21 protein-coding genes and 1 pseudogene are annotated in these 23,485 nt (G+C 67.9%); 19 read left to right on the forward strand and 3 right to left on the reverse strand.

Features of this window, described 5'->3' with window-relative positions; all coding sequences use genetic code 11:
• The first annotated feature begins 1 nt into the window (after window position 1).
• The 9 genes from HV793_RS21480 to HV793_RS21520 all read left to right on the forward strand — a co-directional run bounded on the left by HV793_RS21480 (window position 2) and on the right by HV793_RS21520 (window position 9,640).
• Window positions 2–775 (forward strand): SDR family NAD(P)-dependent oxidoreductase, encoded by a 774-nt coding sequence (locus HV793_RS21480; RefSeq protein WP_054450391.1) that lies wholly within the window; start codon window positions 2–4, stop codon window positions 773–775.
• Window positions 776–799: 24 nt separating this feature from the next.
• On the forward strand, window positions 800–1,789 hold the full coding sequence (locus tag HV793_RS21485; protein WP_175213912.1) for an alcohol dehydrogenase catalytic domain-containing protein: 990 nt from the start codon (window positions 800–802) through the stop codon (window positions 1,787–1,789).
• A gap of 79 nt (window positions 1,790–1,868) precedes the next feature.
• Window positions 1,869–2,681, forward strand: coding sequence for an ABC transporter permease (locus tag HV793_RS21490; protein ID WP_175213913.1), 813 nt, complete (start codon window positions 1,869–1,871; stop codon window positions 2,679–2,681).
• Window positions 2,669–3,487, forward strand: coding sequence for an ABC transporter permease (locus tag HV793_RS21495; protein WP_175213914.1), 819 nt, complete (start codon window positions 2,669–2,671; stop codon window positions 3,485–3,487). Before HV793_RS21490 ends, HV793_RS21495 begins: the two co-directional genes overlap by 13 nt.
• A gap of 68 nt (window positions 3,488–3,555) precedes the next feature.
• Window positions 3,556–4,638, forward strand: a complete 1,083-nt coding sequence (locus HV793_RS21500) for an ABC transporter substrate-binding protein (RefSeq protein ID WP_175213915.1) — start codon at window positions 3,556–3,558, stop codon at window positions 4,636–4,638.
• A 36-nt stretch (window positions 4,639–4,674) separates the two neighbouring features.
• Window positions 4,675–5,493, forward strand: a complete 819-nt coding sequence (locus tag HV793_RS21505; RefSeq protein ID WP_054450398.1) for an ABC transporter ATP-binding protein — start codon at window positions 4,675–4,677, stop codon at window positions 5,491–5,493.
• A gap of 12 nt (window positions 5,494–5,505) precedes the next feature.
• Window positions 5,506–7,734: an alpha-ketoacid dehydrogenase subunit alpha/beta gene (locus HV793_RS21510; protein ID WP_175213916.1), complete on the forward strand. Its 2,229-nt coding sequence runs from the start codon at window positions 5,506–5,508 to the stop codon at window positions 7,732–7,734.
• A 23-nt stretch (window positions 7,735–7,757) separates the two neighbouring features.
• The gene (locus HV793_RS21515) at window positions 7,758–8,210 is read left to right on the forward strand and encodes a VOC family protein (protein ID WP_088138916.1); all 453 of its coding nucleotides are present in this window, start codon (window positions 7,758–7,760) and stop codon (window positions 8,208–8,210) included.
• A 59-nt stretch (window positions 8,211–8,269) separates the two neighbouring features.
• On the forward strand, window positions 8,270–9,640 hold the full coding sequence (locus tag HV793_RS21520) for an alpha/beta fold hydrolase (RefSeq protein WP_175213917.1): 1,371 nt from the start codon (window positions 8,270–8,272) through the stop codon (window positions 9,638–9,640).
• Here the strand turns inward: HV793_RS21520 and gcvA are convergent.
• Window positions 9,603–10,514, reverse strand: coding sequence for a transcriptional regulator GcvA (gene gcvA / locus HV793_RS21525; protein WP_054450403.1), 912 nt, complete (start codon window positions 10,512–10,514; stop codon window positions 9,603–9,605). The two genes, HV793_RS21520 and gcvA, sit on opposite strands and share 38 nt — an antisense overlap.
• A gap of 156 nt (window positions 10,515–10,670) precedes the next feature.
• On the opposite strand from gcvA, the gene HV793_RS21530 reads away from it, so the two are divergent.
• From HV793_RS21530 to HV793_RS21540, 4 genes and pseudogenes are all read left to right on the forward strand, one after another.
• On the forward strand, window positions 10,671–11,882 hold the full coding sequence (locus tag HV793_RS21530; protein WP_175213918.1) for a CaiB/BaiF CoA transferase family protein: 1,212 nt from the start codon (window positions 10,671–10,673) through the stop codon (window positions 11,880–11,882).
• A pseudogene (locus HV793_RS31160) lies at window positions 11,879–13,021 on the forward strand (acyl-CoA dehydrogenase family protein); the annotation flags it as partial. The gene HV793_RS21530 and the pseudogene HV793_RS31160, both read left to right, overlap by 4 nt.
• 60 nt (window positions 13,022–13,081) lie before the next feature.
• Window positions 13,082–14,089 carry an acrylyl-CoA reductase (NADPH) gene (acuI, locus tag HV793_RS31165; RefSeq protein ID WP_370528709.1) on the forward strand — a complete coding sequence of 336 codons (1,008 nt, stop codon included), beginning with the start codon at window positions 13,082–13,084 and terminating at the stop codon, window positions 14,087–14,089.
• A gap of 44 nt (window positions 14,090–14,133) precedes the next feature.
• On the forward strand, window positions 14,134–15,102 hold the full coding sequence (locus tag HV793_RS21540; protein ID WP_054450406.1) for a tripartite tricarboxylate transporter substrate binding protein: 969 nt from the start codon (window positions 14,134–14,136) through the stop codon (window positions 15,100–15,102).
• A gap of 51 nt (window positions 15,103–15,153) precedes the next feature.
• On the opposite strand, the gene norR is transcribed toward HV793_RS21540, so the two are convergent.
• Complete coding sequence (norR, locus tag HV793_RS21545) at window positions 15,154–16,677, reverse strand: nitric oxide reductase transcriptional regulator NorR (RefSeq protein ID WP_175159615.1); 1,524 nt, start codon at window positions 16,675–16,677, stop codon at window positions 15,154–15,156.
• Window positions 16,678–16,829: 152 nt separating this feature from the next.
• Here norR and ytfE point away from each other — a divergent pair, with 152 nt between their 5' ends.
• Complete coding sequence (gene ytfE, locus HV793_RS21550; protein WP_054450410.1) at window positions 16,830–17,510, forward strand: iron-sulfur cluster repair protein YtfE; 681 nt, start codon at window positions 16,830–16,832, stop codon at window positions 17,508–17,510.
• Window positions 17,511–17,535: 25 nt separating this feature from the next.
• Here ytfE and HV793_RS21555 read toward each other — a convergent pair whose 3' ends face one another.
• Window positions 17,536–17,844 (reverse strand): DUF1272 domain-containing protein, encoded by a 309-nt coding sequence (locus HV793_RS21555; protein WP_119449037.1) that lies wholly within the window; start codon window positions 17,842–17,844, stop codon window positions 17,536–17,538.
• A gap of 171 nt (window positions 17,845–18,015) precedes the next feature.
• Between HV793_RS21555 and HV793_RS21560 the strand changes: the two genes are divergently transcribed.
• The 5 genes from HV793_RS21560 (at window position 18,016) to HV793_RS21580 (ending at window position 23,484) form a co-directional block, all read left to right on the forward strand.
• On the forward strand, window positions 18,016–18,933 hold the full coding sequence (locus HV793_RS21560; protein ID WP_175159617.1) for a DUF808 domain-containing protein: 918 nt from the start codon (window positions 18,016–18,018) through the stop codon (window positions 18,931–18,933).
• Between the two features lie 205 nt (window positions 18,934–19,138).
• On the forward strand, window positions 19,139–20,008 hold the full coding sequence (locus HV793_RS21565) for an alpha/beta hydrolase family protein (RefSeq protein ID WP_054450417.1): 870 nt from the start codon (window positions 19,139–19,141) through the stop codon (window positions 20,006–20,008).
• A gap of 61 nt (window positions 20,009–20,069) precedes the next feature.
• Complete coding sequence (locus tag HV793_RS21570) at window positions 20,070–21,014, forward strand: ABC transporter permease (RefSeq protein WP_054450419.1); 945 nt, start codon at window positions 20,070–20,072, stop codon at window positions 21,012–21,014.
• Window positions 21,011–21,829 carry an ABC transporter permease gene (locus tag HV793_RS21575; RefSeq protein WP_054450421.1) on the forward strand — a complete coding sequence of 273 codons (819 nt, stop codon included), beginning with the start codon at window positions 21,011–21,013 and terminating at the stop codon, window positions 21,827–21,829. Before HV793_RS21570 ends, HV793_RS21575 begins: the two co-directional genes overlap by 4 nt.
• Window positions 21,829–23,484 (forward strand): ABC transporter ATP-binding protein, encoded by a 1,656-nt coding sequence (locus HV793_RS21580; RefSeq protein WP_175181212.1) that lies wholly within the window; start codon window positions 21,829–21,831, stop codon window positions 23,482–23,484. Before HV793_RS21575 ends, HV793_RS21580 begins: the two co-directional genes overlap by 1 nt.
• Window position 23,485 lies beyond the last annotated feature (1 nt).

Below are 23,485 nucleotides of genomic sequence, written 5' to 3' on the forward strand. Positions count from 1 at the left end.
CATGCAGAATGACATGTCCCGCCTGTTCGACCTCGACGGCCGCGTCGCGCTGGTAAGCGGCGGCAGTTCCGGCATAGGCCGGGCCATTGGCCTGGCGCTGGCGCGGGCCGGCGCCAGCGTGGTGCTGGTGGCGCGGCGCGAGCACGAGCTGGCTTGCGCCGCCAGCGAATTCGAAGCGCAAGGCCTGCGTGCGCGCGCGTTGCCCTGCGATCTGGCCGACCGCGATGCGTTGCGCGACTTTGCCGACCGCGCGGCGCAACCTTTCGGCGCGCCCGACATCCTGGTCAATGCCTCGGGCATCAATGTGCGCAAGTCCTTCGAGGACACGGCTGACGATGATTGGGACCGTTCGCTGGCGATCAACCTGACCGCACCGTTCCTGTTGACCCGCGCGCTGGCGCCGGCCATGCGCGAACGCGGCTGGGGCCGCATCATCAACATTACCTCGCTGCAGTGCGTGCGCGCCTTTCCTGACAGCGCGCCCTATGGCGCGTCCAAGGGCGGCCTGATGCAGCTGACCCGAGCCATCGCCGAGTACTGGTCGCGCCACGGAGTCACCTGCAACGCGATCGCGCCGGGCTTCTTCGAGACGCCGCTGACCGCGCCCGTGATGAGCGACCCGGCCCGCGTGCAGGCCCTGGCGGGCAGCACCATGATCGGCCGCAATGGCCGGCTGGAAGACCTGCACGGCGCGGCAGTGTTCCTGGCGAGCGAGGCGTCGGCCTACATAACCGGGCAGACCCTGTTCATAGACGGCGGCTTTTCGGCCCGCTGACCGGCATCTCCATGGAGCCTCGCCATGAAAGCCCTTGTCTACACCGCGCCCGGCCAGCTGACCTTCCGCGATGAACCCGATCCCGCGCCAGCGGACGGCGATGCGCTGCTGCGCATCGAGGCCGTGGGCATCTGCGGCTCGGACATGCATGCCTACCATGGGCATGATCCCCGCCGCAATCCGCCGCTGATCCTGGGCCACGAGTTCGTCGGCACGCTGGTGGGCGGCAGCCGCGCCGGCCAGCGGGTCACCGGCAATCCGCTGATCCACTGCGGCCAGTGCGATTTCTGCGTGCAGGGCCGCAACAATCTCTGCCGCAACCGCGGCATGGTGGGCATGACGCGTCCCGGCGCCTTCGCCGAGTTCATGGCCATACCCGAACGCTGCCTGATATCCGTGCCGCAGGACATGCCGGCCGCCGCGGCCGCGCTGACCGAACCCGCGGCCACGGCCTTGCACGGCGTGGCGCTGGCGCAGCGGGCGTTGTTCCGGCCGTTGGCCGAAGCCCGCGCGCTGATCGTGGGCGGCGGCGCCATAGGCCTCCTGACGGCGCTGCTGCTGCGCAGCCAGGGCTGCCGCGTCAGCTTGGCGGAGACCAATCCCTTGCGGCGCGCTTCGGCGCAGCAGCACGCGGGCTGCACGGCCTTCGATCCGCGCGAGGCGGCACCCGAACCGGGCGCATATGAACTGGTGGTGGACGCGGTAGGCGGCAAGCTCACGCGCGCCGCGGCGCTGGCCGCGGTGCAGCCGGGCGGCGTCATGCTGCACATCGGCCTGCAGGACTGGGCCAGCGAGATCGACATGCGGCGGCTGACGCTGGAGGAGATCACCCTCATCGGCGCCTATACCTACACCAGCGCGGATCTGCGCGCCACGGTGGACGCGCTGCATCGCGGCGTCTTCGGCGACCTGTCCTGGATCGAGGAGCGCGAACTGGGCGCGGGCGCGCGGGCTTTCTCTGACCTCGATGGCGGACGCGCGGCGTCGGCAAAGATCGTGCTGAGGACGCATTGACATGGCCCGCCATCCTCTTTCCCCGCCCGTCGTCGGGGGCGTACCGGCCGCCCTGGCCCTGCTCGATCGGAGTGCCGCCATGACCGTAGCCAGGCCTCCCGCCCCTCCACCCGCGCTGGTGCGTCGACGCCTGTCCCTGCGCTGGCTGGTCAGCGGCGCGTCGGTCGCGGCGCTGCTCCTGGCCTGGTACCTGGCCACCGGCCCTTTGGAATTGTTGAGTCCGGTGCAGCTGCCGTCGCCCAGCGATGCCTGGGACGCACTACTGGAGATCGCAGGGGACGGCTATGCCGACGGCACGCTGTGGCAGCACATCGTGGCCAGCACCGGACTGGTGCTGTACGGGTTCGCAGCGGCGGCGCTGACGGGCGTGCCGCTGGGGATCCTGATGGGGCAGAACCGGCTGGTCGAGGCCTACGTCAATCCGGTGTTCCAGATCGTCCGTCCCATTGCGCCCATCGCCTGGATTCCGCTGACCATCCTGTGGTTCGGGCTGGGCACCAGCGCCAAGGTCTTCGTCATCTGGCTGGCAGCTTTCGCGCCGACCGTGATCAATACCTACACCGGCGTGCGCAACATCGACGACACGCTGCTCCAGGCGGCGCGGGTCAATGGCGCGGCGGGCCGCCTGATGCTGCTGGACGTCATCGTTCCAGGCGCGTTGCCCGCCATCTTCACGGGCCTGAGGACCTCGTTGCAGGCTTGCTGGATGGTGCTGGTGGCGGCCGAGCTGGTCGGCTCCTTCGTCGGCCTGGGCCACGTGCTGATCATCGCCACCCGCGACCTGAACTCGGGAATGATCGTGGTGGCCATGGCCGCCGTGGCCGGCATGGGCATGCTGATGTCGGCCCTGCTGGCGCAGGTCGAACGCAAGGTGATGCCATGGAAAGCCTGAACCGCGCCGGCCCGTCGCGCGCGCACTCCCTCGTGTCGCGCCGCGTGCTCGAACGCTGGCTGATGCCGGCGCTGGGCATCGCCACCTTGTTCGGCGGCTGGGCATTGCTGTCCGGGCTGGGCCTGGTATCGCCGGCCTTCCTGCCTGGACCGCTGACGGTGCTGCGCAGCATGGCCGAGCACACGCGCGAACCCTATGCGGGCTCGGTGCTGCAGATGCATCTGCTGGCCAGCCTGGAGAAATTCCTGATCAGCTTCTCCATCGCGGTCCTGCTTGGTGTCCCGCTGGGCTTGTTCATGGGGCGTTTCAAGGCGCTGGATTGGGCGGTGACGCCGGTGTTCGAAGCCTTCCGCTTCATTCCCCCAATCGCCTGGGTGCCGTTCGCGATCTTCTGGTTCGGCACGGGCTTCCTGTCGCCCACCCTGGTGATATTCGCCGGCGCCTTCGCGCCCTGTGTACTGAACGCCTATCGCGGCGCCAGGCAGATCGATCGCGCCTTGATCGAGGCCGGCCAGATGCTGGGGGCTGGGCGCTGGGCGACGTTGACGGAAATCCTGCTGCCGGCCGCATTGGCGCACATCGTCGCTGGCATCCGGGTCGGCGCGGGGTTCGGCTGGCAGTCCTTGATCGGCGCGGAACTGATCGTGGGTTCGACCGGGCTGGGCTACATGATCGTGCAGGGCGGCAGCAATCTGGAACCCGCCATCGTGATCAGCGGAATGATCACCATCGGCCTGATAGGCGCGGGCATCGACTACGGCATGCGCGCCCTGCAGCGCAGGGTGCAGCGCGACTGGTCGCGCTGACCCGGGAAAAAAGGAGGGAGTACAGGCAGGCAGTGCAGGCAGCGTCATTTCATACTGGAGAGAGACAGATGAAACACTACAAAGGCCTCAAGGCCTTGGCAGCGCTCGTGATCGGGTGCTGGCTGGGGGGACCCGGACAGGCGACGGCCCAGGCCGCGCCGGCGGGCGAGGAACTGTTCACCATCCGCATCGGGCAGCAGCCACAGCGGTGGGCGCTGGAGTGGTACATCGCCAGCGAGAAGGGATGGTGGAAGGAGGTGGGCCTGAAGCCTGAGATTTCGACCTTTGCTTCCGGCGCGGTCGAAATCGCGGCGGGCGCGTCCGGTTCATGGGACGTGGGCGGGGCGGGCAATATTCCGTCGCTGCTGGGCGCGTCGAAGTACGGCCTGCAGACCATAGGCATCGCCGACGGCGAGGCCGCCATCATCACGCTGATGGCCACCAAGGACCGGGCGGATGAGTACCTCAAGAACCCGGCGCTGCTCAAGGGCAAGACCATTCCGGTCACCAGCAACTCCACGGGTCAGTGGGGCGCGGCGCAATGCCTGTCACAGAAGTTCGGCCTCAAGCCCGACGACTACCGCTTCGTGAACCTGTCGCCGCCCGACATCAATGCCGCGGTAATGAGCGGCAAGTACGACATTTCCTCGGTGTGGGCGCCCAACACCTACATCCTGGAAGAGGCCATAGGCGCAAGGGTGATCTGTACTGGCGCCGAGCTGAAAATGCCTATCCACAGCTACCTGTTCACGACGCCGGCCTTCGCCAAGAAGCATCCCGACAAGGTCGCCCGCTTCCTGGCGGTTTACCTGCGCGCGGTGGCCTGGCAGCGCGCGCATCCCGAGGAGGCCAAGGCGTATCTGAAAGCCTTTTTCGGCAGCGTGGGCGTGAAGTTCCCCGACAAGTACCTGGCGCAGGAATTGCGCGACCGTCCGGCTTTCGACCTGGCGGAGCAGACCAAGCTGTTCGCGCCGGGCCCCGGCGGGTCCTCGGAGATCGTGGAGTGGTGGAACAGCGTGGGGGAATTCATGGTGTCCGTGGGCGTGGTCAAGAAGATCCCTGATCCCAAGACCATGGTCACGGGCAAGTATCTGCAGATGATCCAGGACGATCCCAAACTCAGGGCTTTCGTCGCCGATGTCGCCAGGTAAGCCGGCGGCCGCGGCTCTCAACAAAGGAACGCAAGCATGAGTCAGATTACTTTCGAGCGGGTGCAGCGCACTTTCAGCCGGGGCGGGGAAAGCTTCCTGGCCCTGGACGACGTGAGTTTCGAGGTGGGCGAGAGGGAGTTCGTTTCCATCGTCGGACCGTCTGGCTGCGGCAAGACCACGCTGATGCGCATGGCGGCCGGCCTGGAGTTTCCCTCGGCCGGCAGCGTGCGGGTGGGCGGCAAGGAAGTCGAGGAACCGGGACCGGACCGCGCCGTCGTGTTCCAGCAGTTTGCGCTGTTTCCCTGGAAGACCGTGACCGAGAACATCGGCTTCGGCTTGAAGTGCAAGGGCGCCTCGCGCGAGGCGCGGGCGCGGACCGTGGCGCGCTACATCGAACTGATGGGCCTGGCGGGCTACGAGCAGGCCTATCCGCACCAGCTGTCCGGCGGGATGCAGCAGCGCGTGGCCATCGCCCGCAGCTACGCGCTGGATCCCGACGTGCTGCTGATGGACGAGCCCTTCGGCGCGCTGGACGCCCAGACCCGCGTGGTCATGCAGGAAGAACTGGTCAAGTTGTCCCGCCTCAATCCGCGCACCGTGCTGTTCATCACCCACAGCGTGGAAGAAGCGGTGTATCTGTCCGACCGCGTGGTGGTGCTGACCGGCCGCCCGGGACAGATCAAGGAAATCATCAACGTGGCCGACGTGCGCAAGCGCGAGGACTGGGACAGCATGGAGCGGATCGAGGACGTGATGGACATGGAGGCATTCGTGCACCTGCGCACGCACATCTGGAAGCTGCTGCGGGCGCAGGAAACCGAACCGCTGGATGCCGCCCTGGCCGCGGCTCACTGAAGGGAAGCGTAGATGAAGCACATCAATGAAGGCGCGGCGCCTGCCGCGAAACCCTCGCGGCTTGCCGCCCTGCACACCGACACGCCGTGGTGGCGGCTTACCGCCACCGCCGCGGATGCGGGGGCCATCGCGCCGCGCGAGATGGTCCGCATGCTGGAGCAGTTGATACTGATCCGGCGCTTCGAAGAAAAGCTGCTGAAGCTCAGCGTGGCCGGCATCCTGCATGGTCCGGCGCATTCCAGCATCGGCCAGGACGGCGCCGCCGTGGGCGCCATGTCGGCGCTGGAGTCGGCCGACAAGATCAACGGCACCCACCGCATGCACCACCAGTTTCTTGCCAAGGCGCTGAACCACGCCACACCGGCGGACTATTCGCCGTTGGACTCGGAAACGCTGGATTCGCACCGTGAGGTGGTCTACCGGACCTATGCCGAGATCCTGGGCCTGACGCCTGGCTATTGCGGCGGCCGTGGCGGTTCCATGCATCTGCGCTATCCCGAGGCCGGCATCTATGGCTCCAACGCCATCGTGGGCGGCAATCCGTCGCATGCGGTGGGTTACGCCTTTGCCGACAAGCTGCGCGGCCGCGACCATGTGTCGGTGGCCTTCTTCGGCGACGGCGCCATGCAGAGCGGGGCGGCCTACGAGGCCATGAACCTTGCGGCGCTCTACAACACGCCCACCATTTTCTTCGTGGAAAACAACCTGTACGCCGTGTCCACCCACGTGTCGGAACAGACCCGCGAAACCCGCTTGTCGGCGCGCGGCCTGTCCCTGGGCGTGCCGGCGATAGAGTTCGACGGCATGGACGTGGTCGCTGCGCGCCTGGCCATGCAGGAAGCCCGGGCCATCATCCGCCGCGACGGCGGGCCGGTGCTGCTGGAGGCGCAGACCTACCGCTACCTGCACCAGTCGGGCGCGCTGAAGGGCAGCGCCTTCCGCTACCGCGACAAGGACGAGGAAGAAGCCTGGGGCGCGCGCGATCCCATTTCGACGTTTCCCGAGCAGCTGAAGTCGCTGGGCCTGATCGACGATGCCGGCATCGCCCGCCTGGAGCGCCGCGCGGAAGAACTGATAGACGGCGCGCTAGGGCGGCTGCTGGAGCACTACGGCGACGAGGCGGCGCAACGCATCCGGCCCGAACTGTGGCCGGACCCGGCCAGCGTGGACAGCGGCATCCGCGGCAACCTGGGCGAACTCGCGGGTCAGCGCGCCATCGAGCTGGAGGAGCAGACGCCAGCGAGTCTGGCGGACGCCAAATTCCAGGACGTGATTTCGCGCGCCATGCTGCTGAACATGCAGCGCGACGACGGCATCTTCATCCTGGGGGAGGATGTGCATCGCCTGAAAGGCGGCACGGCTGGCGCTACCAAGGACATCGGCGACCATTTTCCGGAACGCCTCATCGGCACGCCCATCTGCGAGAACGGCTTCACCGGCCTGGCGCTGGGCGCGGCGTTGAACGGCATGCGGCCGGTGGTGGAGATCATGTACCCCGACTTCGCGCTGGTGGCGGCGGATCAGCTGTTCAACCAGATCGCCAAGGTACGCCACATGTTCGGCGGCAAGTTCGCGGTGCCGGTGCTGGTGCGCAGCCGGGTCACGGCGGGCACCGGCTACGGTTCGCAGCATTCCATGGACGCCAGTGGCCTGTTTGCCCAGTATCCAGGGTGGCGCATCCTGGCGCCGTCGCGTCCCTACGATTACATCGGCCTGCTCAATGCCGCGCTGCGCTGCGACGATCCGGTCCTGATGGTGGAATACAACGACCTGTTCAAGACGGTGGGCAAGGTGCCGGCCGAGGACTGGGACTACATAGTGCCCATCGGCCGGGCCCGGGTGGCGCGTGAGGGCACGCGCTGCACCATCCTGACCTATGGCGTCATGGTCGAGGTCTGCTGCCAGGCGGCGGAGCGCACGGGCATCGATGCCCAGGTGATAGACCTGCGCACGCTGGATCCGCTGGGCATCGATTGGGACACCATCGCGGCCGGCGTCAAGCGTACGCAGGCGCTGATGATCGTGGAGCAGACTACCCGCGGCACCTCGATCGGCTCGCGGGTCGCGAGCGAGGCGCAGTCGAGGCTGTTCGACTGGCTGGACCACGAGATCGTGCACGTCACGGGCGCCAATTCCTCGCCCGTGGTCTCCAAGGTGCTGGAGCGCGCCGCGCTGGCGGACGCGCAGGCCGTGGAGACGGCCCTGAAATCCATGGACAGCCGCCGCGGCGGCGCCCGCTGAACCGGACGCCATTGGAGAGAAAAATGCTCAAAGACAAACTGCTTGCCACGCATCACACGGCTGTCTGCGTCAATGATTTCGAACGCGCGCGCAATTTCTACACCGGCTTTCTTGGCTTCGAGCTGGAGGGCGAGATGGACCACCGCAGCGAGCCTGCGCTGGGCGAAGTGGTCGGCCTGCCGGGCGCGACCATACGCTGGGCCATGCTGCGCCACGGCGGACACCGGGTGGAACTGTTCAAGTACTACACGCCGGACGGCGACAGGCAGCCGCGCCGCCAATGCGATTTCGGCTACAGCCACATGGCGTTCGAGGTGGAGGACGTGGATGCCGTATACGAGCAGGCCACGCGCGCCGGCTATGAAAGCGTGTCTTCGCCGCGCGTCATGCGGCAAGGGCGCACCAAGGTGTTCTATCTGATGGAGCCTGAAGGCGCCATCACGGAGTTCATCCAGTTCATGAATCCGGCGGCCTGACGCCGAGCTGCGTCACGCTCCGCCGGCCGGGGCGCGCATCGATCTTCTGAGGAACAAGCATGACGAGAACGCTGGATATGGTCGTCCCGCCGACGGGCGAGTCCCTGGACGCCGCCCGCCTGGTCGCCTGGATCGTGGCGCCTGGCCAGGCCTTCAAGACGGGGGACGTGCTGGTCGAAATCGAGACCGACAAGTCCATCATCGAGGTGCCCGCGCACGACGACGGGATCATGGTGGAGCATCTGGTCGCGGTGGACGGCATCGTCAACGCGGATACGGTGATCGCACGCGTGCAGATGGAAGGCGAGGCTGCGCCGGCGGCGAGTGCGGCCGGCGTGCCGGCTCAATCCACAGCGGCAACGCCTGCGGCGGCCGCTGCCGCCCCGGCCGCCGCGCGGGCGCCGGTGGCGTCGCCGTCGTTGGCGCGTCCACTCGCGCAGCCTTCAGGAGAGCGCAAGTTCGCCACCCCTGCCGCCCGCCGCGTCGCGGCCGAGCGCGGTATCGCGTTGGACGCGGTTGCGGGGACCGGGCCCAACGGTCGCGTGACGGTGGCGGATGTCGGCCTGGCAAGCGGCAACGGACAGGAGGGCATGCTGGCCCGCGGCGCGCCAGGAGCAAAGCGCGAAGCCTGGGCGGCTACCCGCCATGGCGACATACGGTTCACGGTGTGGGAGGGGAGCCGTCCGGACAGCCAGACGGCGGTGCTGATCCACGGCATGTTCGGCGACCGCGACGCCTGGGCCAGCCTGGCGCATGCGCTCAGCCGCGCCGGACTGCGCGTGCTGGCGATGGATCTTCCTTGCCATGGCGCCACGCGTTCGCAGGCCACGCGCTTCGAGCATATCGTCGATGCGGTGGCCGACACGGTCGCATCCCAGTGCATCGGCCCCGTGAACCTGATCGGCCATTCTTTTGGCGCGGCGGTGGCGGCCCGGGCGGCGTCCCGCCCCGGCATGGCCGTGGACAGCCTGGTGCTGATCGCGCCGGTCGGCCTGGGCACTGAAATCGACCAGAGCTTTCTGACGGGCATGACGCATGCCGGCACCAACGAAGCGGCACAGCGCGAGCTGCAGAAACTCACCGTCTCCGGCATGACGCCGTCGGGAAACTTCATCGACGCCCTGCGCCAGAGCACGCAGGCGCGGCGCGAGCCCCTGATCGAGCTATGCCGGGAAGTAGGCTGGAACGGCGTGCAGCAACTGAGCATCGCGGCCGACCTGGCCAGCCTGCAATGCCGCTGCACGCTGATCCACGGCCGGCGCGACGCCGTCATCCCATGGCGCCACGCGCTGAACGCACCGGCCAGGACCGCGCTGCACCTGCTGCCGGATGCCGGCCACATGCCGCAATGGGAGGCCGGCAAGCTGGTGGCGGATATCGTGTTGGAGGCTTTCACCCGCCAGGCACCAGCGTCTCCATATGCTTGTTGAAGCGTTCGCCTTCCACCATCAGCCAGTCGCAGAAGGTCTTCAGCAAGCGGTCGTGGCGGCGCTCTTCGCGGATGATGAGGAAATAGCCCGGCGACTGCACCGTCAGCGGGCCGAAGGGCGCCAGCAGCCGGCCGTCCTCGATGTCGCTGGCCACCAGCGATGAATAGCCTATGGTCATGCCCAGGCCGTCGAGTGCGGCCTGGAGGGCGAAGTACAGGTGTTCGAGCTCCAGCGATTCGGCCGGCACGACCCGGCTGTGCTGCACGCTGGCCAGCCAGTCGTTCCAGGCGCTACGCCGCGCGCGGCAGTGCAGGAAGGTGTGGCGCGACAGGTCGGTGATGCGTTCCAGCGGCAGCCGCTGCAGGAGGCCGGGCGCGCATACGGGAAAGAAGCTCTCGTTCAGCACACGGCGCTTGTAGAGGCCGGGGGTGGGCTCGGCCTCGCGCCGGATCACCACGTCCAGATTCGCGGGCAGGCGGCTGAAGGGCTCCAGTCCGGTGGATATCTCCACCTCCACCTCGGGATACTGCTCACGGAACCGGGCCAGCCGGGGAAACAGCCAGCGCATGGTGAAGGTGGGCAGGGCATTGACCCGCAGCACCTCGCGCGAACGCAGGCTGCGCGAGGCCGAGGCGATGGCGTCCAGCGCCGGGCTGATGGTGTCCAGATAGAGCCGGCCCTGATCCGTCAGTTCGATCTTCTTGCCCAGGCGGCGGAACAGCTTCACACCCAACCAGTCTTCCAGCGCCTTGATCTGATGGCTGATGGCGCCATGCGTGACGGATAGCTCGTCCGCGGCCTGGGTGAAGCTCAACTGGCGGCCCGCCGATTCGAAGGCGCGGATGGACGTCAGCGGCGGCAGTCTGGGTTTCATTGTGAATTTACCTCACAACAGTCGCTAGAAATGATGCCTGGCCCCGGCGTCCGCCCCGTGCTGGAATACGCCGCAAGGTTGCATACCGGGAAATCGGGGCGGCGGATGCCGTCCCGGAACACGCTGTGAATTTAACTCACCGGAAAGGGAGCAGGCATGCTGCAGGGCAAGGTCATACTGGATCTGACGTGGGTGCTGGGCGGGCCGTTTGCCGGCCAATTGCTGGCGCAACTGGGTGCCGAGGTCATCAAGGTCGAACCGGTGGGCGGCGATTACGCGCGCTCGGTGCCTCCCGTTTCCGACGTGCAGGATTCGCCGTTCTTCCTGTCGGTGAACCGGGGCAAGCGCAGCGTGGCGCTGGACCTGAAGCATCCTTTGGGCCGCCAGGCGTTCCAGGATCTGGTGCGCGAGGCGGACGCGGTGATCTATGGCTTCGCCTCGGACGTGCCGGCACGGCTGGGACTGGATCACGACACTCTGGCCGCAATCAATCCACGCATCGTGGTCGGCCAGCTGATCGGGCTGGACGACCGAGGTCCCTATGCAGGCGCGCCAGCGTTCGACCTGATGCTGCAGGCCATGTCGGGTTTGATGAGCATCACGGGGGAGGCCGGCGGCAAGCCGGTGCGCGTCGGTTATCAGGTGGCGGATCTGGCGGGCGGGCTGTACCTGGCGCTGGGTGTCGCCGCTGCGCTGGTGCAGGCGCAGGCCAGCGGCGTGGGAGAGCAGGTGCAGGTGTCGCTGTTCGATGCGCAGATGGCCATGCTGACCTGGCAGGCCCAGGGCTATCTGCAGGGCGGTCCCGTGCCGCGCGCCAGCGGGGCGCGTCACGGCATGATCGCGCCCAGCGACATTTACCGCACGTCGGACGGGCGCTGGATCGCCTTGGCGCCCACCGGCGATGCGTTCTGGCAGGCCTTGTGCGCCGCGATCGGGCTGCCGGAACTGGCCACGGACGCCCGCTACGCCACGCCCGCGGCGCGCGTGGCCAACGTGGATGCGCTGACCGAGGCCTTGTCAGGCGCCATCGGCGCGCGCAGCGCGCAGGAATGGCTGGATATCTTCGAGGCGCGGCGCGTGCCCGCCGCGCTGGTGTTGGGCGTGGACGAGGCGCTGGCGCATCCGTTGGCGGCGTCGCGCGGCATGGTGGAAGAGGTGGCCAGGCCGCAAGGCGGCGAGCCCGTTCGCATGCTCGGCAATCCCTTCAAGTTCGCAGGCCAGCCGCGGCTGGACTATCCGCCGGCCCTGGGGCAGGACACCGAGGCGTTGCTGCGCGCCATGGCGGGTTATGACGACGCCAGCCTGGCCGCCTTGCAGGCGGCGGGCGTGATCCGGACTGGCGCCGCGACAGCGGGAGCAATGCAATGAACGCCGCCGCGGACGAGCGCGACGCAGGCTTGCGCGAGGACGAGCGCGCGCTGCTGCGCGGCCTGGCGTCGTTTGCGCAGGAGGCGGTGGCGCCGCTGGCCGCGGCCGGCTGCGGCGCGCAGGATTGGGCCGGCGTCCATATCCGCGACGCCTGCCGGCGCGGATATGGCGGCATCGAGATCCCGGCGCGGGACGGCGGGCTGGGACTGTCCTACCGCATGCGGGCCCGGGCGGCGGAGACGCTGGCGGCGACGGATTTTGCCTTCGCCTTCGCGTTCATCAATCAGCACAACGTGGCCTTGCGCATTGCCGAACATGGCAGCGCCGCGGCGCGCGAGCGTTACCTGCCGGGGCTGCTGGCGGGCGACCTGATCGGGGGCACCGCCATGTCGGAGCCGCGCGCGGGCAGCGATTTCGCCGCCATCGCCACGCGGGCGCGGCGGCAGGATGGCGGCGGGTGGATCCTGGACGGCGAAAAGGCCTGGGTGGCCAATGCCGCGGGCGGCGAGCTGGCGCTGGTGTTCGCGCAGACCGATCCGGCGCGCGGGCCGGCCGGCATCGCCTGCTTCATCGTCGACCTGCGTGCGCCGCAATGTCTGCGTCTGACGGGCGCGGCGCTGGAAGGCCTGGGGGCGGCCGGCATCGCCGGCATCCGCCTGGAAGGCTATCGGGCCGAGGACAGCGACATGCTGTATGCGCCGGGCCAGGGTTTCCAAATGGCGCTGGCCGGCGTGAACAAGGCGCGCACGCACATCGCGGCGATGGCGGCGGGCCTGCTGGACAGCGCGTTGAGGCTGGCGGTGCGCCACGCGTCCGCGCGCCAGGCTTTCGGCCGCCCCATCATCGAACAGCAGGGTTTGCGCTGGTCGCTGGCGGACGTGTCGATGCGGCTGCAGATCCTGCGCATGTTGACGGACCGCGCCGCGGGCCTGATCGATGCCGGTTCGGACGAGGCGGTCCCGGCCGCGGCCATGGCCAAGAAATACGCCGGCGAGGAATGCCTGGACGGCGTTTCCGCCTGCATCCAGGCCCTGGGCGCAACGGGCTTGCTGCCGGCGCAGGGCATGGGACGGCGGCTGTTGGCGGCCAAGGCATTGTGTTTTGCCGACGGCACCACCGAAATGATGAACGAGCGTATCGCGGCCGGCCTGGCCTTGCGATTCGCAGGGACGGCGCCTGCCACGGTGGCTGGCGCAACGATGCACAGGGAGGAAGGAATGTCGTATCAGGCCTTGAAGCTGACGCGAGGCGAGGACGGCGGCACGCAGGCGCGCCTGACACAGATCGCGCAAGACGAGCTGCCTGAGGGCGAAGTGCTGGTGGAGGTGGCGTACTCGTCGCTGAACTACAAGGACGCCCTGGCGATCACCGGCAAGTCGCCGGTGGTGCGCAGTTTTCCCATGGTGCCTGGCATCGATTTCGCCGGTACCGTGCGCCGCAGCGCCGATCCGCGCTTCAAGCCGGGCGACGCGGTGCTGCTCAATGGCTGGGGCCTGGGCGAGACGCGCTGGGGCGGATTGGCGCAAGCCGCGCGCGTGCCAGCCGACTGGCTGCTGCCCTTGCCGGCGGGCCTGGATGCCCGCCAGGCCATGGCCATCGGCACGGCGGGCTACACGGCCATGTTGTGCGTGATGGCGCTGGAACGCCACAACGCCACGCCCGAAGGCGGGCCGGTGCTGGTGACAGGCGCCAACGGCGGCGTCGGCACCGTCGCCATCGCGCTGCTGGCGGGCAAGGGATACACGGTCACGGCGAGCACCGGACGTCCGCAGGAAGCGGACTACCTGCGGAGCCTGGGCGCCAGCGGCATCCTGGACCGCGCCGCGTTGTCGGCGCCGGGCAAGCCGCTGCAGAAAGAGGCTTGGGCGGCGGCGGTCGATTGCGTCGGCAGTCACACGCTGGCCAACGTGCTGGCCGGCATGCGGTACGGCGCGCCCGTGGCGGCCTGCGGACTCGCCCAGGGCATGGATCTGCCGGCCACCGTGGCGCCGTTCATCCTGCGCGGGGTGACGCTGATCGGCGTGGACAGCGTGTATGCGCCCATGGCGCTGCGCGCGGAGGCTTGGCGCAGGCTGGCCGATGAATTGCCGCGCGGCATGCTGGAGGCCAATACGCAGGAGCTGGGCCTGTCGGAAATCGCGGCCGCCGCCGCGCCGTTGCTGGAGGGCAGGATACGCGGCCGCATCGTCGTCGACGTGAATCGATAAGGGCCGCAGCATAGCGACCCGCATACCACCAAAGGAGACTGGGCATGATGAAGCAACGATGGCGTTCCGTCATCGCTGCGGCGGCGCTTTGCGCCACCGCTGGCGCGGCATGGGGACAGGGGTATCCGGACAGGCCGGTGCGGCTGATCGTGCCGTTTCCGCCTGGCGGTTCGGTGGATTACGTGGCGCGCAACATCGCGCCCGTGTTGTCGCAGAAGCTGGGCCAGACCGTGGTGGTGGACAACAAGGGCGGCGCGTCCGGCACCATCGGCACCGCCGAGCTGGCGCGCGCGCCGGCCGACGGCTACACGCTGATGCTGGCTTTCGACTCGCACGCGGTTAACGGTTCGCTGTACAAGAATCTGTCGTACGACACGATCAAGTCCTTCGACTACATCAGCCTGATCGGCACCATGCCCGCAGTGCTGCTGACGGCCAAGAAGACCGGCATCACCACCCTGCAGCAGTTCCTGGACTATGCGCGCGCGCATCCGGGGCAGGTGAACTACGGTTCTTCAGGCGTGGGCGGCTCCAATCACCTGAACCTGGCCGCCCTGGCGGCGCGCACGGGCATCAAGGTGACGCACGTGCCTTATCGCGGGGGCGGCCCGATGTTCAACGCGGTGCTGGGCGGCGAGGTGGACGTGGTCATCGCCAGCCTGCCGACCATCGTTGGCTTCGTGCAGGGCGGGCGCCTGAACGCGCTGGCCATCGGCACGGCCCAGCCCGCGCCCGCGCTGCCGGACGTGCCGCCCATCGCCACGCTGGTGCCCGGCTTCGAAGCCTATTCCTGGGTTGGCATGCTGGCGCCGGCGGGCCTGCCGCCCGAGGTGCGCAAGCGTGTGCAGCAGGCGCTGCGCGACACGCTGGCGACCCCGCAGGTCAAAGACAGCATGGAGCAGGGCGGCTTCAACATCGTGTCCAGCTCGCCGGAGGAATTTCAACAGCGCGTGCAGGCCGAATCGCAGCGTTGGGGCAAGCTGATACAGGACACCGGCATAAAGATCGAATAGCGGCCTGGCATGGGCAGGGCTGCGGGGGCTGCCGGCGCCCCACGCCGCGCCTCAGCCCTTCAGCCCGATGCGTCGCGCCAGCTTGTGCAGATTGCTGGAGTCCACGCCCAGCGCGCGCGCCGCATGGGCCCAGTTGCCCTGGTGCGTTTCCAGCGCCCGGCGGATGGCCTGGCGCTGGCAGGCGTCCACCGCCTCGCGCAGCGTCTGGTCTGGACCGGCGGGCGCGTCGGCATCCTCCTGCGGCGCGGCCAGCGGCATGTCGCCGTCGGACAGGTCCAGCAGCTTGGCGCCCAGCGTCACGATTTCATTGCGCGTGGCGCCGTGGCTGACGGCCTTGATCGCGGCGCGGCTGATGACGTGCTCAAGTTCGCGCACATTGCCGGGCCAGCGGTAGCGGCGCAGCATGTCCTCGGCCTCGGGCGACAGCCGCAGGCTGCGCAGGCCCAGCCGCGCGCGGTTCAGTTCCAGGTAGCGGCCCGCCAGCAGCAGCACGTCATTGCCGCGGTCGCGCAGCGGCGGAATGGGGATGGGATAGACCGACAGCCGGTGATAGAGGTCGGCGCGGAAATCACCGGCGCGCACCAGGTCGCGCAGGCTGCGGTTGGTGGCAGCCAGGATGCGCACGTCGACGCGGCGCGGCCGGTCGTCGCCCAGGCGCTGGATTTCGCCGTTCTGCAAGGTGCGCAGCAGCTTGGCTTGCACCAGCAGCGGCAGTTCGCCCACTTCGTCCAGGAACAGCGTGCCGCCGTTGGCGGCCTCGAAGCGGCCGGGGCGGTCGGCCACGGCGCCCGAGAAGGCGCCCTTGGCGTGGCCGAACAGTTCGCTCTCGGCCAGCGATTCGGGCAGGGCCGCGCAATTCACGTGCACCAGCGGCTTGTCGCGACGGCGGGAGAGCCGGTGCACGCGATGCGCGAACAGTTCCTTGCCGACGCCAGTCTCGCCTAGAAGCAGGATGGGCAGCTCCGAGTCCGCCACCACCTGGATCTCATGCAGCAGTCGGCCGATGGCTTCGCTTTGTCCCAGGATCTCGTTGTTGTCGGCGACGGCGCTGTCGGCCGGTTCGGCGCCGCGCGCCACGCGCAGCGCGCGGATTTCCGCTTCCAGGCGCGTGGTGCGCAAGGCGGCTTCCAGCAGCACGATGTAGTCGCGCAAGTCCGACTGGGCCTCGGCGTCGAAAGTGCCGACTTCCAGCGCGTCCAGCGTCAGCACACCCCAGGGGCGGCCCTCGATGTGCAGGCTGGTGCCCATGCAGTCGTGCACCGGCAGCGGTTCCCCGGCCATGCCGTTGATCAGGCCGTCATAGGGATCGGGCAGGGTGCTGTCGTGGTGGAAACAGGTGACGCCGCGCCGCGCCAGGATGGCCGCCAGCCGCGGGTGCTGCTGCACGGCGAAGCGGCGGCCCAGGGCATCTTGCGTCAGGCCGTCCACCGCGATGGGGCGCAGATGGTCTTCCTCCAGTTGCAGCAGCGCCACCGCGCCGCAACGGAAATGCGTGCGCAGGCTGGACACCAGCCGCTGCAGGCGGACGGCGGGGGGCAGGTCGGCGACCAGATCGGCAAGCAGGAGGTTTTGCATGGGGTGAATTTTACCGTTCGGGGTGGTTTAAACCTCACGTTTGCAGGGTGATATTCACCCTTTAATTTGCAGTTCATTGATAAATAGCAAGTTTTTCCTGGCACGGATTTCGCATTGCTTTCTGTACCCGTCACGAACTATGGAGAGACGCGATGAGCATGGTTGAGCAATCCCTGGGGCAGTTGGCCCGCAGCATCCCTGGCGCCACGCAGGTGTTTCATGAGTACCAGCTGGACTTCTGCTGTGGCGGCAAGAAGAGCCTGGCCGAGGCGGCGGCCCAGCGCTCGCTGGACGCGGCACAGATCGAGGCGCGCCTGATGGAGCTGGCGCGCAGCCCGTCCCACGAGACGGATTGGGGGCTGGCCTCGCCGGCCGAACTGGTCGATCACATCCTGGCGCGCTACCACGAGGTGCATCGCCAGCAACTGCCCGAGCTGATCCGGCTGGCGCTGAAGGTGGAGCAGGTGCATGCCGACAGCCCGGACTGCCCGACCGGCCTGGCCGATCACCTGCGCGTGATGCAGCAGGAACTGGAAAGCCATATGCAGAAGGAGGAACAGGTGCTGTTCCCGATGCTGGCGCGCGGCCATGGCGCCATGGCCGGCATGCCCATCATGGTCATGCGCGCCGAGCACGACGACCACGGCGTGGCGCTGGAACGGCTGCTGGCGCTGACCCACGACATCACGCTGCCGCGCGCCGCCTGCAACACCTGGCGGGCGCTGTACCTGGGGCTGCGCACCTTCAAGGAAGACCTGATGGCGCACATCCACCTGGAAAACAACATCCTGTTCGAGAACGCGGCCAGTCCGGCGGCGCACGCGCGCAGCTAGTGTCCGCGTCCGGGCGCCGCAACAGCTAGCGGCGTTCCGGCGGAATGCCGTCCAGGCTGCGCCGCAGGGCCTCGTGCGCGGCCAGATCGACCGGGCGGTGCTTGCGCTCGGCGCTGGCTGGGTACTTGCCCAGGAAATTCCCGCCTTTGCGGTCGCTGGCCGGGCGCACGGGCCGGGACGCGAAGCCGCCGCCGCAATTGGGGCAGACATTGCCCAGCAATCCTTCGGCGCAGGCAGCGCAGAAGGTGCATTCAAAGCTGCATATCCGGGCGGCGGTGGAGTCTGGCGGCAGCGCCGCATCGCAGTGTTCGCAGCTGGGTCGCAAGGCAAGCATGTGGCCTCCTGGGGCGAGTGTCGGGTTCTGGCGCCAGGGTAGGCCGGGATGGCCGGCGGCGCCATTGGCATTACGGACAGAAAAGAAGTGAAAACGGCCAGGCTGGTTACGCTTGGCGGGCGGCTGCCGCCTGTACACTCGAAAATCCTTTCGAGGCACAGGGGATTCTTGATGGCTGGAAGCAGCTTCTTTGCACTGTTCGACGATATCGCGACCATCCTGGACGACGTGTCCGTGATGACCAAGGTCGCGGCCAAGAAGACGGCCGGGGTGCTGGGCGACGACCTGGCATTGAACGCCCAGCAGGTCACGGGCGTGCCGGTCAACCGGGAACTGCCGGTCGTCTGGGCGGTGGCCAAGGGCTCCTTCATCAACAAGCTGATCCTGGTGCCGGCGGCGCTGCTGATCAGCGCCTTCGCGCCCTGGGCCGTGACGCCCCTGCTGATGGTGGGCGGGGCCTTTCTCTGCTACGAAGGCGTGGAAAAGCTGGCGCACAAGTTCCTGCCGCACGGCGATTCGGACGAAGGCAATCACGCCGCGCGGGCCGAAGCCCTGCAGGACGACTCGGTCGATATGGTGGCGTTCGAGCGCGACAAGATCAAAGGCGCAATACGCACGGACTTCATCCTGTCGGCGGAAATCATCGTCATCAGCCTGGGGGCGGTGGCGGATGCGGACTTCACCCGTCAGGTGCTGGTGCTGTCGGTCATCGCCATCGCGATGACGGTCGGGGTCTACGGCCTGGTGGCCGGCATCGTCAAGCTCGACGACCTGGGCCTCTACCTCAGCCAGAAGTCGTCCCAGGCCATGGCCTGGCTGGGCCGGCGCATCGTGGGCGCGGCGCCCTATCTGATGAAGACGCTGTCGGTGGTTGGCACCGCCGCCATGTTCATGGTGGGCGGCGCCATCCTGACTCACGGCATCCCGCCGGTGCAGGCCGCGGTCGATCAGGCCGCCGCCGCGGTCGGCGGGGGCGGGGTGGTGCAGGCGCTTACGGCCACCTTGCTCAACGCCTTGTTCGGCATCGTGGCCGGAGCCGTGGTGCTGGGGGCGGTCAGCCTCGCCAAGCGGTTGTTCAAGAAAGGTTGAAGCGGGCAGGCGTCGTCCCGCCCGGCGGGACGCGCCCCGAGCCATCCAGGGGAGCGCCGCGGCGCTCCCTTTTTACGTTCCTAGGGAATCCCCTGCCTTGTTGGGCCGGAATACGTGCGCCTAAAATTGGCGCCAATTTATGTGATCATTATTTTGACCACCGGCACAGACCATCGGCCTCTGCGGCCATGGAAACGAGGAAATCATGCAGTCCAACGCAGCACTTGCCATCCAGCCCGACGCCGCCCGCGCGCGGGCCATGTACGACCTGGGCCACAGCACCGTCTTCGCCGCCCGCTCCGATCCGCGCTTTTCCTATTGCACCTATGTCCCGCCGCACATCGACAGCGCCAGGCATCCGATGCAACTGGTGGTGATCATGCACGGCACCGGCCGCGCCTTCGTGGAATACCGCGACGCGTTCGCCGAGTTCGCCCGCTGGAACGACTGCATCGTGCTGTGCCCGCTGTTCCCCGTGAGCCCGCTGGGCGACGGCAATCGCGACGGCTTCAAGCAATTGCGCGAAGGCAACATCCGCTACGACGAGATCCTGCTGGACATGGTGGCGGAAGTGGGCGAGAAGTTCGGCTGCGACTTCAAGAAGTTCGGCCTGTTCGGCTATTCGGGCGGCGGCCAGTTCGTGAATCGATTCGCCTACCTGCACCCGGAAAGCCTGTGGGCAGTGTCGATCGGCGCGCCGGGCTCGGTCACGCTGCTGGATCCCAGCCAGGATTGGTGGGTGGGCGTGCGCGATGCCGAGACCCGTTTCGGCAAGCGCATCGACATCGAAGCGCTCAAGCAGGTGGCGGTCCACATGATCGTGGGCAAGGCCGACCTGGAAACCTGGGAAATCACTCACCGCGAAGGCGGAAAGTTCTTCATGCCCGGCGCCAACTCGGCCGGCAATACCCGCCCGGAGCGCCTGGAGTCGCTGCGCCGTTCGTTCGAAGCGCAAGGCGTGAACGCGGTGCTGGACGTGGTGGAAAACGTGCCGCACGACGGCTTGAAGTGTGTGGGCCAGGTGCAGGACTTCCTGGCCTCCGCCCTGCGCAAGCTGCGACATGAAGACAACTGAGACCGGCGGACGCGGCGCTTGCGGGCATCCGCGGGTCCGTGACCAGGAATAGGAGAGGGGCATGCTGCGTTTTGCGCTATCCCGGATCGTCATGGCCATACCGACGCTGCTGATCGTGGCGGTGGCGGTATTCGTGATGATCCGGCTCATCCCGGGCGACCCCGCCCAACTGCTGCTGGGCGACCTGGCGACGCCAGCCGCGCTGGCCGACCTGCGGGAGCGGCTGGGGCTGGACCAGACCTGGCTTACCCAGTTCGGCATCTGGTTCGGCAACATGCTGCACGGGGACCTGGGGTCGTCCATCAATACCGGCCAGCCGGTGCTGCCGCTGGTGTGGGACCGCTTCCTGATCAGCGGCCGCGTGGTGGTGGTGGCGGTGCTGTTTGCCGCGCTGGTGGCGGTGCCGGCCGGCATGATCGCCGCCTGGAAGCAGAACAAGGCGCCTGACCTGTTCCTGGTCGGCACGGCGACGTTGCTGGTGTCGATTCCGACCTTCTGGCTGGGTTTGCTGCTGCTGATCTTCTTCGGCCTCAAGCTGCAGTGGCTGCCAGTGGTGGGCTACGTGTCCATCGGCGAGGACTGGAAGGCCGGCCTGCTGTACCTGGCCATGCCCATCCTGACGCTGTTCCTGCATGAGATCGGCGTGCTGATGCGCATGGCGCGGGCCAGCACGCTGGAAGTGCTGCGGCTGGACTACATCACCCATGCGCGCGCCAAGGGGCTGTCGGAATCCGCGGTGCTGATGCGCCACGCGTTCCGCAATGCCTTCGGACCCACCTGGACGCTGATCGGCCTGGTGCTGGGCAACCTGCTGGGCGGCATCGCGGTGGTGGAAACGGTATTCACCATCCCCGGCCTGGGGCGCCTGCTGGTGGACTCCATCTTCGCCCGCGACTACCCCGTGATCCAGGGCTGTCTGCTGTTCGTGGGCGTGGTCTACGTGATCGTGAACCTGTTCATCGACCTTTGCTATCCCCTCTTTGACCCGAGAGTGACCGCCGAATGAAAAAGCGAATTGCAGCCAACGCGCTACTGGGCGGCGTCATCGTGGCGCTGATGCTGGTGGCGGCCGTCATGGGCGCCTTCTGGACGCCGCATGACCCGCTCAAGATCAACTTCGTGGCGCGCCTGAAGCCGCCTGGCGGCGAGTTCCTGCTGGGCACGGACGAATTCGGCCGCGACGAGCTGTCGCGCCTGCTGGCGGGGGCTTCCAGCAGCGTCTGGATCAGCCTGCTGACGGTAAGCTTCGCCATCGTCGCGGGCACGATCATCGGCACCCTGACCGGCTTTGTGCGGGGCTGGACCGACCGCATCATCATGGCCTTCAACAATGCCTTGCTGGCCTTTCCCGGCCTGCTGCTGGCGCTGGGCCTGCTGGCCGTGGTGGGCGCCAACAAATACGGCATCATCCTGGCGCTGGGCCTGGCCTACACGCCCTCGGTGACGCGCATCGTGCGCGGCACGGTGCTGTCGCTGCGCGAGAAGGAGTTCATCGAATCCTCGCGCGTGCTGGGCAACTCCGAGCTCTACACCATGTTCCGCCATGTGCTGCCCAATTGCGTGGCGCCGCTGACGGTGCTGGCGACCTCCATGTTCGGCTGGGTGATCCTGGCGGAAAGCGCGCTGTCCTTCCTGGGCCTGGGCGTACCGCCTCCCGCGCCCACCTGGGGCAACATGCTGGCCGCTGCCCGACCGTTCATGGCGCAGGCTTCCTATCTATCCATACTTCCCGGCCTGGCCATCGCGCTCGCGCTGCTGGGAATCAATCTGCTGGGCGACGCGGTGCGTGACCGCCTCGATCCCCGCATGAGGGGCGTGTAATGAGCGCATTGGTATCGGTATCGAATCTGTCGCTGACCGTCGGCCCCGGCGGGCGCGAGATCGTCAGCGGAGTGTCCTTCGAGGTGGCGCCCGGCGAGATGGTCGGCATCGTCGGCGAATCCGGCAGCGGCAAGACGCAGGCCGCGCGCGCCATCATGGGCCTGACGCCGTCGCCGTTGGTGGTGGCTGGCGGCTCCATCAAGTTCGAAGGCGTGGACGTGACGCAGGCGTCGCCGGCTGCGCTGCGCAAGCTGCGCGGCGCGCGCATCGGCATGGTGTTCCAGGAGCCGATGACCTCGCTGAATCCGTCCATGCCAATTGGCCGCCAGCTGGATGAGGGCCTGCGCCTGCATCGCAAGGACCTGTCCGCCGCCGCGCGCCGCGAACGCATCCTGGAAATGCTGCGACGGGTCGGCATCCGCGATCCCAAGGGAGCGATGGAAGCCTGGCCGCACGAGTTCTCCGGCGGCATGCGCCAGCGCATGATGCTGGCATCGGTGATGCTGCTGGAGCCAGCGCTGCTGATCGCCGACGAGCCCACCACCGCGCTGGACGCGGTGGTGCAGCGCGACGTGCTGGAACTGATGGTGGACCTGACCCGCGAACACCATACGGCGGTGCTGATGATCAGCCACGACCTGCCAATGGTCGCGCGCTACACCGAGCGCATGGTGGTGATGCAGCATGGCAAGGTGCTGGAGACCGGCGCCACCGCCAGCATCCTGGAGCGGCCGCAGCATCCCTACACGCGCAAGCTGCTGGACGCCATGCCGCGCCGGCTGCCGGCGCGCCAACTGGGCAAGGAGCCGCCCATTGTCGAGGTCAAGAATCTGGTGGTCGATTACGCCGGCCACCAGCGGCTGTTCTCGCGCACCGGCGCCAAGCGCGCGCTCAACGGCATCGACCTGCATGTCAAGCCGCGCGAAGTGGTGGCGGTGGTGGGCGGCTCGGGTTCAGGCAAGACCACGCTGGGCCGGGCCATTGCCGGACTGCTGGCGCCCACTTCGGGCCAGATCCTGTTCCGTGGCCAACCGGTGAACCGCCGGTCGGCGTCCTGGCGCGACTACCGGCTGAACTGCCAGATGGTGTTCCAGGATCCGTATTCCTCGCTGGACCCGCGCATGACCATCGGCCAACTGGTGGGCGAGGGCCTGCGCATGCTGGACGACATGCCCGCGGCGGAAAAGCGACGCCGGGTGGACGAAGTGCTGGCCGAAGTGGGCCTGGGCTCCGAGTACGCCAAGCGCTATCCGCACGAGATGTCGGGCGGGCAGCGTCAGCGCGTGGCGATCGCCCGCGCCATCGTGCGCCGTCCGGCCTTCGTCATCGCCGATGAGCCGGTGTCCGCGCTGGACGTGACCGTGCGCGCGCAGGTGCTGGACCTGTTTGCCGACCTGCAGGAACGCCACGGCTTTTCCTGCCTGTTCATCAGCCACGACCTGGGCGTGGTGGAGCAGGTGGCCGACCGCGTGGTGGTGATGCGTGACGGCGGCATCGTCGAGCAGGGCTCGCGCGACGCCGTGTTCGACCAGCCGCAAGAGGAATACACCCGCAGCCTGCTGTCGGCGATTCCGGCGCTGGAATCCACCGATACCGGCGGCGTGCGCCTGCGCTGGCGGCTGGACCAACAGGAGCCGTTGCGGGCCAGCGCCTGAG

This window comes from Achromobacter aegrifaciens (assembly GCF_902859965.1).
Lineage (GTDB): Bacteria > Pseudomonadota > Gammaproteobacteria > Burkholderiales > Burkholderiaceae_B > Achromobacter > Achromobacter aegrifaciens.